This is a genomic window from Rhodoglobus aureus, assembly GCF_039527955.1.
In the GTDB taxonomy this organism is placed as follows: domain Bacteria; phylum Actinomycetota; class Actinomycetes; order Actinomycetales; family Microbacteriaceae; genus Rhodoglobus; species Rhodoglobus aureus.
Genome location: NZ_BAAAKW010000018.1, coordinates 15,598 through 28,027, shown reverse-complemented (window position 1 = coordinate 28,027; position 12,430 = coordinate 15,598). Strand labels below are relative to the sequence as shown.

The 12,430-nt window shown below is 61.3% G+C and carries 13 protein-coding genes and 1 tRNA gene; 7 read left to right on the top strand and 7 right to left on the bottom strand.

What is annotated here, in order from left to right:
- Window positions 1-144: 144 nt before the first annotated feature.
- From ABD112_RS05405 to ABD112_RS05385, 5 genes are all read left to right on the top strand, one after another.
- Entirely contained in the window at window positions 145-297 is a 153-nt protein-coding gene (locus ABD112_RS05405; RefSeq protein WP_343923874.1) for a hypothetical protein, read from the top strand.
- A 104-nt stretch (window positions 298-401) separates the two neighbouring features.
- Window positions 402-1,577 carry an ABC transporter substrate-binding protein gene (locus ABD112_RS05400; RefSeq protein WP_343923872.1) on the top strand — a complete coding sequence of 392 codons (1,176 nt, stop codon included), beginning with the start codon at window positions 402-404 and terminating at the stop codon, window positions 1,575-1,577.
- Window positions 1,578-1,646: 69 nt separating this feature from the next.
- Window positions 1,647-2,522 carry a branched-chain amino acid ABC transporter permease gene (locus ABD112_RS05395; RefSeq protein ID WP_343923871.1) on the top strand — a complete coding sequence of 292 codons (876 nt, stop codon included), beginning with the start codon at window positions 1,647-1,649 and terminating at the stop codon, window positions 2,520-2,522.
- A 2-nt stretch (window positions 2,523-2,524) separates the two neighbouring features.
- Entirely contained in the window at window positions 2,525-4,330 is a 1,806-nt protein-coding gene (locus ABD112_RS05390) for a branched-chain amino acid ABC transporter ATP-binding protein/permease (RefSeq protein WP_343923869.1), read from the top strand.
- Window positions 4,327-5,043, top strand: coding sequence for an ABC transporter ATP-binding protein (locus ABD112_RS05385; protein ID WP_343923867.1), 717 nt, complete (start codon window positions 4,327-4,329; stop codon window positions 5,041-5,043). The genes ABD112_RS05390 and ABD112_RS05385 overlap by 4 nt, the downstream gene beginning before the upstream one ends.
- Before the next feature lie 31 nt (window positions 5,044-5,074).
- Here ABD112_RS05385 and ABD112_RS05380 read toward each other — a convergent pair whose 3' ends face one another.
- The 3 genes from ABD112_RS05380 to ABD112_RS05370 all read right to left on the bottom strand — a co-directional run bounded on the left by ABD112_RS05380 (window position 5,075) and on the right by ABD112_RS05370 (window position 8,003).
- Window positions 5,075-6,679: an MDR family MFS transporter gene (locus ABD112_RS05380; protein ID WP_425563801.1), complete on the bottom strand. Its 1,605-nt coding sequence runs from the start codon at window positions 6,677-6,679 to the stop codon at window positions 5,075-5,077.
- Window positions 6,679-7,302, bottom strand: a complete 624-nt coding sequence (locus ABD112_RS05375; protein ID WP_343923865.1) for a TetR/AcrR family transcriptional regulator — start codon at window positions 7,300-7,302, stop codon at window positions 6,679-6,681. Before ABD112_RS05375 ends, ABD112_RS05380 begins: the two co-directional genes overlap by 1 nt.
- Before the next feature lie 65 nt (window positions 7,303-7,367).
- A complete protein-coding gene (locus ABD112_RS05370) occupies window positions 7,368-8,003 on the bottom strand; it encodes an MBL fold metallo-hydrolase (RefSeq protein ID WP_343923863.1) in 636 nt (211 codons plus the stop codon).
- A 66-nt stretch (window positions 8,004-8,069) separates the two neighbouring features.
- Here ABD112_RS05370 and ABD112_RS05365 point away from each other — a divergent pair, with 66 nt between their 5' ends.
- On the top strand, window positions 8,070-8,999 hold the full coding sequence (locus ABD112_RS05365; protein WP_343923861.1) for a diacylglycerol kinase family protein: 930 nt from the start codon (window positions 8,070-8,072) through the stop codon (window positions 8,997-8,999).
- Window positions 9,000-9,073: 74 nt separating this feature from the next.
- Here ABD112_RS05365 and ABD112_RS05360 read toward each other — a convergent pair whose 3' ends face one another.
- Window positions 9,074-9,538, bottom strand: coding sequence for a hypothetical protein (locus tag ABD112_RS05360; RefSeq protein WP_343923859.1), 465 nt, complete (start codon window positions 9,536-9,538; stop codon window positions 9,074-9,076).
- Between the two features lie 80 nt (window positions 9,539-9,618).
- Between ABD112_RS05360 and ABD112_RS05355 the strand changes: the two genes are divergently transcribed.
- A tRNA-Glu gene (locus ABD112_RS05355) sits at window positions 9,619-9,691 on the top strand.
- A gap of 114 nt (window positions 9,692-9,805) precedes the next feature.
- On the opposite strand, the gene ABD112_RS05350 is transcribed toward ABD112_RS05355, so the two are convergent.
- From ABD112_RS05350 to cmtR, 3 genes are read right to left on the bottom strand one after another with little or no spacing between them, the layout of a single operon-like run.
- Window positions 9,806-9,985, bottom strand: a complete 180-nt coding sequence (locus ABD112_RS05350; RefSeq protein WP_343923857.1) for a DsbA family protein — start codon at window positions 9,983-9,985, stop codon at window positions 9,806-9,808.
- A 14-nt stretch (window positions 9,986-9,999) separates the two neighbouring features.
- Window positions 10,000-11,922 carry a heavy metal translocating P-type ATPase gene (locus ABD112_RS05345; protein WP_425563800.1) on the bottom strand — a complete coding sequence of 641 codons (1,923 nt, stop codon included), beginning with the start codon at window positions 11,920-11,922 and terminating at the stop codon, window positions 10,000-10,002.
- The gene (gene cmtR / locus ABD112_RS05340) at window positions 11,919-12,278 is read right to left on the bottom strand and encodes a Cd(II)/Pb(II)-sensing metalloregulatory transcriptional regulator CmtR (RefSeq protein WP_343923855.1); all 360 of its coding nucleotides are present in this window, start codon (window positions 12,276-12,278) and stop codon (window positions 11,919-11,921) included. Before cmtR ends, ABD112_RS05345 begins: the two co-directional genes overlap by 4 nt.
- Between the last annotated feature and the right edge of the window lie 152 nt (window positions 12,279-12,430).

The window sequence follows — 12,430 nt, the reverse complement described above, 5'->3', positions numbered from 1 at the left end:
CTGACGACCAGCAAGAAAGGACCAGCAGCCAGACCATCCTCGCGCGCACTCTCAAATGATTCCACGAATCAATCCTCGCGCGCATCTTGACATGATTCCTCGGGTGAGCGTCGACTCTTCGTGACCCCGTGCAAAAATCATCCAGTGGGCGTGCCGCGCATCGTGAGCATCGCACTTACGTGCTTCGAGACCGGCGTCTTCTTGATGATCGATGCCGCGATAGCACCCTTCGGGCGCACGATGGCGCCGAACACGCGCCGAAAGTTCCTCGTTGGCAACGACACCGCGACAGCGTAAAGCAGTGCCGGCGTTTAGGCGAAAGGGTGGGGAAAGATAGACTCGCCCAGACGAGTTTGTCTATGCGCTAGGCAGCTCGCCAATCTTGGCCAAGGAGGTCCACTATGAGAAGAAAACTGCTCTCTGCCGCTGCCTGCGGTTCAACCTTATTGCTCGCACTTACTGCCTGCAGCGCTCCCGCGGGAACGGATTCGACTGCCGATGGCAGCTTGACGGGAACGGGAACTGGAGCGGAATGCGTTATCGATTCCGCCGTGCCTATTGCCGCCGCATTCAGCCTCACGGGCGCGGCCGCCCAATATGGTGAGGGCCAGAAAAACGCGCTGGAATTGGCGGTCAAGGACCTCAACGCAGTCGGCGGGGTCACCTACGAACTTTCCGTCGAAGACGACGCGACCGACCCGAAACAGGCCATTCAAGTATTCGACAGCTTTATTAGCTCTGGCGCCAGCATCATCATCGGCCCTACCCTGTCTAATACGGCGAAGCAGACGGACCCGATCGCGCAAGACGCAGGGGTTCCCGTGCTGGGCGTATCAAATACTGCAGCGGGCATTACCGACATCGGCGACTACATCTTCCGTGACTCGCTCACCGAGGACGCCGTCATCCCGCAGACCGTCAAGGCTGCCGTTGACAAGCTCGGCGTGAAGAAGGTCGTTGTCATGTACGCCAACGATGACGCCTTCACCGAATCCGGTTACCAGGCTTTCGCCGCAGCGCTTGAGGACCAGAACGTCGACGTAGCCGACACCCTCACGTTCTCCAAGTCAGACACCGACTTCCGCGCCTTGCTCAATAAGGCCAAGCAGTCTAACGCCGACGCGATCATCGTCTCCGGCCTCATTGACGCGGCTGTACCGCTCGTCACCCAGGCCCGCGAGATCGGAATTGACACCCCGATCATCGGTGGCAACGGGTTCAACTCACCGGCTCTGATTACTGGTGCCGGCGAAGCAGCTGAGGGCGTCATCGTCGGTGCCGCGTGGAACTCGGCTTCTGACAACGAGCAGAACGTGAAGTTCATCGAGGACTTCACCGCTATGTACAGCTCGGCTCCGGATCAGTTCGCCGCGCAAGCGTATGCAGGGATGCAGATCATCGACCAGGCCGTTCGCGCCACATGCTCGGGCGAACGCGAGGACATCAAGATGGGCCTCGGCGACATCACCGACGTTCCGACGGTTCTTGGCAGTGTGAGCCTGAATGAGAACCGCGACGTTGAACACGACGCCCTCGTGCAGATCGTTCAGGACGGCGAGTTCGTCATCCTGAACTAGCGTCACCGCACCGGCAACACACGCGTGCCGCCTTCGGGCGGCACGCGCCGAAAGACAGGGACATCACCAATGCAACTCTTCTTGGACGGGATTTTTCTCGGCTCGATCTACGCGTTGTTCGCGATCGGTTTTACCCTCGTGTTCGGTATTCTTGACCGGCTGAACTTGGCCCACGCCGCAGTCTTCACCGCCGGTGCCCTAGTCGGAATCGAGATCGTGACCCTATTCGGTGTTCCGATCTGGCTGCTCATTCCCATCATTTTGGTTGTCGGCGCGGTGCTGGGAATCCTGATCGAACGCATCGCTTTCCGGCCGCTCGCAGGCCGGCACGATGCGCACTTCGCAGGGCTGATCTCTTCCATCGCCTTCGGCGCAATCATTCTCTCGCTGCTGCAGGCACTGTACGGCGCAGACACCCGGCGTTTTCCCGCGGATGCGTTTCCGAGTACCCGGGTTGAAATCTTCGGTGCGACTGTTTCTCTGCTTCAGGTCATCATCCTGATCATCAGTGTGTCGCTCATGGTTGTTCTGACCTGGCTTGTGGCCAAATCAAAGCTCGGCCGCGGCATGCGCACGATCGCCGAGAACCCGCACGCCGCCGCGGTTCTTGGCCTTAACGTTGGCCGGATCAGCAGCACCACCTTCGCACTCTCCTCCGCACTTGGCGCGGTGGCTGGCGTGCTGTTCACTCTGAACGTGAACGCCGCCTCCTTGGGGATTGGTCATGCCGTGGAGCTCAAAGCCCTCGCCGTGATCGTCGTCGGCGGGATGGGATCCTTGCCGGGTGCCCTGGTCGGCGGCCTGATCCTCGGTGTGGCCGAGGTGCTGGCCGTGAACTACATCGGCAGTTCGTGGCGAGACATGGTGGCGTTCGGGCTGTTGTTCCTTATCCTGATCCTTCGGCCGCAGGGCCTATTCGGCGCACGCAAGACGCGGGAGGTCTAATCATGTTCGCGGATTACACCTCGCTCATCACCCTGATCGCCTTGACCGCGATCCTCGCTTACAGCTTCTATGCCGTACTCATCGCCGGCCAGCTGAGCCTGGCCCAGGTCGGGCTCGCCTCGCTGGCCGCGTTCACCTCCGCCCTCGTTGTCCCCGCGGAGCCACTGTTCGGTTTTATCCCCCCGCTGGCTATCGGCATCGTTTTCGGCATGTTCGTTGGCGCTATCGCCGCGTTCATCCTGGGTCTGCCCGTCATCCGTCTGCGCGGAGTATTTCTGGCGATCGCAACCCTCGCCTTCGGCGAAATGGTACGAATCTTCCTGATCAACCAGAGCTGGACGAACGGCGCGCAAGGGCTGAGCTTCTCGAAGCTCGTCGGCCCCGGCATCGCCTGGATCGCTCTAGCCGTTGTTGCCTACTGGTTCTGGCGCCTGTCTGGTTCCCGACTGGGGCGAGCCTTCGCCGCGATCAGGGAAGACGAACTAGCCGCAACCACGATGGGAATCGATGTTCCCCGGTACCGGATGGCTTCGTTCGTGATCGCGGGAGCGGTTGCTGGCCTCTACGGCGTGCTGCTCGCCCACTTCTCTCGGTTTGCCGACCCAAACGAGTTCTCGTTCACGGCCGCGGTAGATGGCTTAGTCACGGCCGTAGTCGGTGGAGTCACCCTGTTTGTTGGTCCGATCCTCGGCTCCGCGTTCCTCAGCGTCCTTCCTGAGGTGCAGCGCGTGATCGGTATTGACGCTGGATGGATCCGCCCGACCATCTCCGGCGTGCTGCTCCTCGTGGTGATTCTCTTCCTCCCGGGCGGACTCTCAGGCCTCATCCCGCGGAGAAAATCGGCCAAGAGACTGATCGCAGATCCCTCGCTTCGGCCCACCCTGCCTGCCTTGCCTGCGGCCGGCTCTGAACTCGTGAGCCTCAGCCGCCTCGGCAAGTCCTACGGAGGAGTGCACGCCGTGCAATCGGTAGACCTCACCGTGAATGCCGGGGAGGTTCTCGGCCTGATCGGTCCGAACGGTGCAGGCAAGACCACCCTCGTGAACATGGTCACCGCCTTGACGCCTCCGACCACGGGAACCGGCACTGTACTTGGCGTTCCGCTTTCCGCCACCACAAAGGCTCACCGCTTAGCCCAGGCCGGAGTTGCGCGCACTTTCCAGCAAATCAAGCTCTTCAACCGACTCTCCGCGCTCGAGAATGTGCTCGTCGGCGGGTACCGCATTACTCAGGACACGCTGCTGCGTCGACTGTTGTTTCTGCCCTCGGCTCGTCGTTCGGAGCGCGAAGCCGTGGCTATGGCCTCTGCGCAGTTGATTCGCGTTGGGCTCGCCGACAAGGCGTCCAATGCCGCCGGTGACCTCTCCTATGGCGACCAGCGTCGGTTAGAGATCGCTCGTGCGCTGGCCTCGCATCCGTCTCTTCTGGTGCTCGATGAGCCTGCTGCCGGAATGAACCATGTCGAAGCAGCAAGTTTGTCGGAGCTTATTCGTTCGCTTGCCGCCGACGGAATCGCGGTGCTCGTAATCGAGCACAACGTGAGGATGATGCTGGCCACCTGTGATCGCATCATGGTGCTGAACTTCGGTGAGATCATCGCTTTCGGAAAGCCTGGTGACATTGCTAGGGACCCGCGGGTGCTTGAGGCATACCTCGGCTCTTCCGGCTCTGACGAAGACGAGGAGGCGGCATCCGTGCTCGCTTCAGAGAACCTCGCTCAGGTCGCCGCCGACCGGGACAGCGATCAGTCGGGGCATCACAGCGACCCTGCTCCCGACGGCGAGACGAACCCGGAGGAGAACCGATGAGCGATCCGATCCTGAGCGTCGAGGGCTTGGGGGTCAACTATGGCCGTGTGGAGGCTGTGCGCAACGTGTCCTTCGAGGTGCCCGAGGGTGCACTGGTCACCTTGGTGGGAGCCAACGGCGCAGGCAAGACCTCCGTCTTGAACGCCGTTTCAGGTCTGCTGCGTCCTCGCCAGGGCGTCATCACGTTCGAGGGCAACGACATCACCAAGTGGCCAGCGCACCGACTTGTGAAGGCCGGACTGGTGCAGGTACCCGAAGGGCGAGAAATTCTTGGCACGCTCACCGTGGCCGAGAATCTCAGCCTAGGAGGCTGGCACCGAAAAAACAGCACCCTGCACGCGAAAGTCTCCGAGGTCTACGAACGTTTTCCAGTGTTGTTCGAACGACGCAAGCTGCACGCGGGCGCGCTGTCCGGTGGCGAGCAGCAGATGCTGTCGATCGCCCGCGCCCTGATTGCCGAGCCCAAAGTTCTCCTGCTCGATGAACCGTCGATGGGGCTCGCGCCGAAGATCGTCGACGAGGTCTTTGCAGTGATCGAGGAGATCCGGCTGACAGGCACCACCGTGGTGCTCGTTGAGCAGAACGCTCGACGCGCCCTAGCGGCAGCTGATTATGGCTACGTGCTGGAAACCGGCGAGGTTTCACATTTCGGACCCGCGCACGAGTTGCTCGCTGACGAGAAGGTCATCGAGGCCTACCTGGGCCTGGACTAACCGCCGTTCCGCCCCTCACCGGGCCCAGCGATTACTTTCTCGCCTCAACGTCCTCGCCGAGCACGTTGAGGCTGTCAGCGGGTTCGTCACGCTTGATGGTCGTTGCCAGCGGAACCTCCTTTACGAACGCCAGCAAAACTGCCGAGAGCAACACAAGCGGCACCATATAGAGGAACACTGGCGCAAGTGCGTCGTTGTAGGAACCGACGATGATCTCGCGTACGGCATCCGGAAGGTCGCGCACGGCGCCCGGAGTCAACGAGTTCGTGTCACCCGTCGCTCCAGCAGCAGCGGCTGGAAGGCGAGTGTCCAGCAGGTCGGTGAGGCGAGCCACAAATAGGCTGCCAACAACCGCGGTACCGATTGAGGCACCAATCTGGCGGAAGTAGTTGTTGGATGCCGTAGCGGTACCCACCTGCGAGTTCGGGAACGTGTTCTGCACGATTAGCACCAGAATCTGCATGCTCATACCAAGCCCCAGGCCCATCACGGCGAGGTAGGAGCAGAGAATCCAGAGCGGCAGATCCGGAGTCATCGTCGAGAGCAGAGCCAGACCGATCGCCACAATGATGGAACCCGTCAGCGGCAGCCACTTGTAGCGACCCGTGCGGCTCACCAGCTGGCCTGCCGTCACCGAACTCACCAGCAGTGCACCCATCATCGGGATCATCAAGAACCCAGCCTGGGTCGCATTCACGCCGGTAGCCATCTGCAGGTACGTGGGCATGTAGGCAAGAGCACCAAACATAGCGACACCCGTGATGAGACCGGATGACGTGGTCAGCACGAAGTTACGTTCCTTGAACATGTGCAAAGGCATGATCGGCTCAGCAGCAGCGCGCTCCACCATGACGAAGGAGAAACCAGCGATAACGGCAATGGCGATCAGCGAGATGATGATCAGCGAATCCCAGTCGTATTGCGTGCCGCCCCAGGTCGTGACGAGCACGATAGCGGTCGAGGTGATCGCTAACAGAACCATTCCGGCAACATCGATGGTTGGCTTGCGCTTCGAGGTCTTGGGGAGCTTCAACAGCGTGACGGCAGCGAGGATCGCCAACGCGCCGAGCGGAAGGTTCATCCAGAACGCCCAACGCCATCCGATGGACTCAGTGAACCAGCCACCGAGCAGAGGTCCGGCGACACTGGCGAGAGCGAAGACGCCACCGATCGCACCCATGTAGCGGCCACGCTCACGAGCGGGAACCACATCGGCGATGATCGCCTGCGACAGGATCATGAGGCCACCGCCACCGAGACCCTGAATGGCGCGACCGATGATCAGCCAGGTCATGTCGGGAGCAAGGCCGCCGACAACTGAGCCGATCATGAAGATGCTGATCGCGCCAACGAAGAGCCCCTTGCGACCGATGAGGTCGCCGAGCTTTCCGTAGACGGGCATCATGATGGTGGCCGCCAAGATGTAGGCGGTCGTGACCCACAGCATGCGGTTGACGCCGTCGAGCTCGCCGACGATTGTGGGCAACGCGGTACTGAAAATTGTTTGGTCGAGTGCCGAAAGCAACATAGTGACCATGAGGCCGGCAAACAGGAGCAGGATGCTGCGCTTGGTTGCGGGGTCACTCGTGGTCATGACTTCAGCGTCGTTCGTAGTGGCGTCGTTCGTTGTTGTCATTAAAGGGTTGTTAGCGTTTCTCGTGTAAGTCCGACTGCGCGCAGGTACATGGTGTCGATGTCGGCACTAGCGCCGTCAGCGATCCACTCCTTGACTGCAATTCGAACGGATGCGACGCAAGTAGCTACAGCGATCTCGGCGACATGTTCAGGGTCGCGGGGGAGGGTAGCTTCTCGCTTGGTGAGGAATTCAACAACTGCGGCACTCATCGTGCTGTTGAGCTGCGTGAACTGGTGGATCTGTCTGCTCAACAAGCGTGGGTGCTCTTTGACGAGGGCCATCCGCTGAGTTTTGAGCTGGGTTCGTGCGGCCATAGGGCCAAAAATTTGGAACATTGTGGAGACGATCGCAGAAACCAGATCATCGGTTTCGGCGGATGCCACGCCAGACGCAATCGCGCGCTGCACTTCACCCACATCTTGAATGCCGAGAATGGCATCCTCTTTGCTGTCGAAATAGTTGAAGAAAGTGCGCGGCGAAATATCCGCGCGCTCGCTAATCATGTCGACCGTGGCGCCATCAAGGCCCTCAGTCGTGACGATGTCGACTGCGGCGGTTTCGATGCGCAGTCGCGTTTCGAGTCGCTTACGGTCACGTAGACCAAGGGGAGGAGTATCAGGCACCCAGCAATAATTGCAGAGACTGCAAAAATGCACAACTGCAAAAAGCTGTGAGGATGCTTGGATGTTTAGAGCGCGAGCGTCTCACCGGGCCGCAGCACCGTGAACTCGCCACCATAACCAACCATGACATCCGTGATGCGGGCCACAGACAGGGCGAGCCCCTTGTCAGAAAGCACGGCATCGTGCGTCTGAATCGCACGCTTGGGCGCAAGCTCAGCCACGTAATCCATGACCTCGCTGATCTTCAACCACGGAGCACCGGCGGGAATCGCGGCGCTCGCGACAGGTTTCGGCGGCACAGTAAATGAGTCGCCGCCATACCAAAACTCGCCGTTCACGAGCACGCCAAGGTTGTCGATGACGGGGATCGATTCGTGGATGACAGCATGCTCGCCACCAAAGAATTCCAGCGTCCACACACCAACAGTTTCATTCGCGCCGTCGACGACTGTGGTGACGTTCCAGTCACTGGCAGCGGCCGCGACACCGGCAGGGCCGAAGATTGGCGCGTCGGGATTGTTCTCGCGGATGCGCGCAAGTTGCTCGCCGGTCCAGTGGTCGGGGTGCTGGTGGGTGATCACGATCGCGGTCACGTTGTCGAGCGGCGGCAGCGGTGCGGTGAAGCCGCCGGGGTCGATAACGAGTCGTTGGTTCTCGTGCTCAAGAACGAGGCACGCGTGCTCATACTTGGTGACATTCATGCCCTGAGCCTAGACCGGTGGCGCACGCGGTGCATCTGATGGGAATCAGTGCGACATACTGAACACGTGGAGTCGATCAAACCCCTTCGTCTTGTTGTCGCGATTAATCCGACAGCGTCTTTTGGTAAACGCAAGAGTGTTGGCCCTCGAGCCGTTGAAGCGTTGCGCGCTCTCGGCCATGAGGTCACTGCTCTCGAGGAAGCAAACTTTGCGCTGCTGCTGAAACGCGGCCGCAAAGCTGTTGCCAAGAAGCCGGATGCTCTCCTTGTTGTTGGCGGCGATGGGATGGTCAACCTCGGCACCAATCTGGTTGCCAAAACAACGGTTCCGCTTGGCATCATCCCTTCGGGCACCGGCAATGACATGGCTCGCGGTTTGGGCATTCCTTTCGATGACACGGATGCCGCGATCGCCAGCGTTGTGCGCGGTCTCGGCCGCCCGCCGCGTGCCATCGATGCGGGCAGCGTCGCTTACGTCGACGACGCCACCGGAACCGCTGCGACCCGCTGGTTCGCCTGCGTGCTCGCTGCTGGCTTTGATGCGATCGTCAACGAACGCGCGAACCTGATGTCGTGGCCGAAGGGCCCGAGTCGCTATACGGTCGCTCTCATCATCGAGTTGCTGCGCCTGCGGGCCATCAAGTACAAGCTCACGATCGATGACAAAGTAATTGAAACTACGGGTGCGCTCATCAGCGTAGGCAACAACGTGTCGCTCGGTGGCGGCATGAAAGTGACCCCGGATGCGCTAGTGGATGACGGCCTGGCCGACGTTCTTGTCGTCGAAGCTCTCTCGCGGTTGGCTTTCTTGCGCGTCTTCCCTCGCGTTTTCACGGGCACGCATCTCAGTGACCCGCGCGTCACGGTGTATCGCGGAAAGCACATCCGCATCGAGTCCGAAGACATCACCGCCTATGCCGACGGTGAACGTTTTGCTGCGCTGCCGATCGACATCACGATGGTGCCGGGCGTGCTGCACATTCTCGACCAGCGCTAGTCGCGCGTTTCCGGCAAGGCCGCAGCCGTTAGCGCTCGCTCAGTTGTGCACGCTGCCGCGCTTGCGGCACCTACTTACGCTTCGGGCGCGGGAGCATCCGTGGCGATGCAGGCGTAGTCAGTCATGAGCACGCCGTCTTCTGTAGTGCGTTCAGAGATGATGAACTCCTGATCGGGCCGAACGCGGTCAGCAACGGTCTCTTTAAACGCGCTGAAAGTTTCTGAACAGGATGACGAGACGGCGTTTTGCAGGCTGCCCGCCTCGGCGATCGCTGACTTGGCTAACTCGCCCTTGCCGATCACAATGTTGGTGTGGTCGGTGGCGCATGGAGTGACCTCCGCTTCGCTGAGGTTGCTGCCGTCAACAAAGCTGAAGCAGTCTCCAACGAGCAGTTCGGTGGAACCGATCACAGCCGGCTCGAGCACTTGGCCGTTGTCGTCGCGAGGAAGTTCGGGGTAGAGCAGTGAGCACCCGGCGAGGGCGGCGAGCACTGCGGTCGCAACGATAGTGGCAGTGGTGGCGCGCGTGATGGCAGTCAACGATGATCCTGTGGTTCGCAATTGGTTGTGGTGGAAAAAATTGCCCGAAATTTGTGGCATACTTTTCTAGTTGTTGTGACGGCCCCATCGTACAGAGGCCTAGTACGCCGCCCTCTCACGGCGGTAACGCGGGTTCGAATCCCGCTGGGGTCACAGTAGCAAAGTTCCGGTCATGTTCGTATGAACAAGACCGGAACTTTCGTCGTTAACGGGAACCCAAAACAGGGCACGCGGATGCTGAGTCCTGCCGCCCCAAGAAGCGTCGCTTTACTGCAGCGCGGCGTCGATCGTCTCGGGCAGATTCTCGACGCGCTGGGTGTCGATGAGCTCATCGTCTACGAAGAACGAGGGAGTGCTGTTGACGCCGAGAGCCTGGCCGGCGTTGAAATTGGCCTCGATGCGGGCCTGCGTTGCGGGATCCGTGATGGACGCGTCGTAGGCCTCCAACCCAGCTGGTACACCTACCGGTCAGTTGTTGTGAGGGATGGCCCGCACGGGGTTCCCTCGCGCACACGGTCACGCTGGGGGAGTCGTGCCGCGCGCAGCCCGTTGACGATAACTACCAGCTCAGAAACCTCGTGCACAAGAACTACTCCCGCCAGACCAAGTACACCGGTCAGCGCTAGCGGAAACAGCACAACGATTATCGCGAGGGAAAGCACGATGTTTCCCGTCATGATGCGACGGCCACGGCGTGCGTGAAGCAGAGCCACAGGGATAAGTCGCAGATCGCTGCCGGTGAAGGCGACATCCGCCGACTCAACCGCGGCAGCTGAGCCCGTCGCGCCCATCGCGATTCCGACATCGGCTGCCGCAAGCGCGGGAGCATCATTGATGCCATCACCAATCATCGCCGTGGGGGAGCGCGCGGAGAGTGTCTCTATCGCCTGAGCCTTATCGGAGGGCAGCAGCTCAGCCCGCACATCGTCAATTCCAGCCTCTCGACCCAACGCTGCGGCGGTTCGAGAGTTATCACCCGTCAACATGAGGGTGCGGATGCCCGACACCTCTAATTGCGCGACAGCCTCAGCAGCATCCGGCCGCAGTTCGTCCCGGATGCCGAGCAAGCCGACCACCTGGGCATCGCGCTCGACCACCACCACGGTCATGCCGTCATCGGCAAGCTTCTCTGCCGCGCCAGCGAGCTCCCCGGGATTGAGCCAGCGCGTGTTGCCCACGCGCACGGGCGCGCCCCCGACGATGCCGGACATGCCGTGACCGGCATCCTCGTTGATGTCGTGTGCTTCCGGAGGGTGGGGGTGCTCAGCGAGCACAGCGGCCGCGAGCGGGTGAGTGCTGTGCGCCTCAAGAGCCGCAGCGAGCCGCAGTATGTCCTTGCGGCTGAAGCCGGGTGCGGTCTCGACGGCAACGATAGAGGGAGCATTGCGGGTGAGCGTTCCCGTCTTGTCGAAGGCGACAGTGCGGATGCTGCCCATCCGCTCAAAGGCCGCCCCTGATTTCACAATGATGCCCAGCTTGCTGGCCGCACCGATTGCCGAGATCACTGTCACTGGTACTGCAATCGCTAGAGCACACGGGGATGCCGCAACGAGCACGACGAGCGCGCGTTCGGTCCACAACTCGGGGTCGCCAACGAGGAATCCGAAGCCGATGATCGCCGCCGCGACTGCGAGCACGACCGGTACTAGGGGGCGCGCGATTCGATCAGCCAGCCGAGCCCGTTCACCTTTGCGTGAATTGGCTTCTTCGACCAGTCGTACAATCGTCGTCAACGAGTTGTCGGCGCCGTTTGCGGTTGCCCTGATGTGCAGCAAGCCCGCCCCATTGATGGAGCCGGCCAACACGGTGTCGCCCGTGTCAATCGCAACGGGAATCGACTCTCCGGTAACAGCAGAGGTGTCGACGCTGCTATGTCCGCTCTCGACCACACCGTCGGTTGCAACACGGTGACCCGCACGAACGACGAGCAGGTCGTCGGCAACTAGCTCAGACGCGGCGACCTCGGTCACGCTTCCGCTGCGCTCAACGAGCGCTGTTTCGGGGATGAGGTCGAGGAGTGCTCGCAGGCCGTGGCGGGCGCGGTCCATTGCTCGATCCTCGAGGGCTTCGGCTATCGAGAAGAGAAAAGCGAGGGCCGCGGCTTCACCGACATGGCCGAGGAGAACGGCGCCGACCGCGGCAATTGTCATGAGCAACCCCACGCCGAGAGACCCCCGCGCGAGCCGACGAAGCGTGCCCGGAACGAAGGTGGCAGCGCCAGCGAGCAGGCTAGCTCCCTGCATTGCGGCTACGGCCCACTCGGCGGCGCCAACGGCCTGCGCGATAAGTGCAGCGGCAAGAAGCGCACCGGAGAGTGCAGGCGGCACCAGTGCGCGGTCTCTCCACCACGGGGCAAGTTCGTCGTCCGTGGACGGAAGGCTCACGCCGTCGCCTTCGGGCCGCAGCACAGTGGAACGTCGCAGTCGTCGTCTGCGCACGGGACGCCGTCGTCGACGGCCAGCACGACATTCACCATGGCGGTTAGCGCGCGGGCCAAATGCACATCCGAAATTTCGTAGCGAGTCGAACGTCCTTCAGGCGTCGCCACGACGAGTCCGCAACCACGCAGGCACGTGAGGTGGTTCGATACGTTGCTGCGCGTCAGTTCCAGGTCGTGGGCGAGCTGTACCGGATATCCGGGCTGGTCGAGCAGAGAGAGCAGGATGCGGGCGCGGGTCGGGTCGGCCATCGCGCGCCCCAGTCGGTTCATGACATCGAGACGCGAAGCACTAGTCAGCATCCACTGATCATACAGCAGTCGCTGACCTATGGCATTTCCCACAAGCTGGGAGACAGTGCACAGCTCGAGGGTGAGCGTCGGTTATTATGGTGAACGCGAAGGGGAGTATCCCACCTCGTTGTACTCGTCAATACGAGCCACTCCGTAGTGTC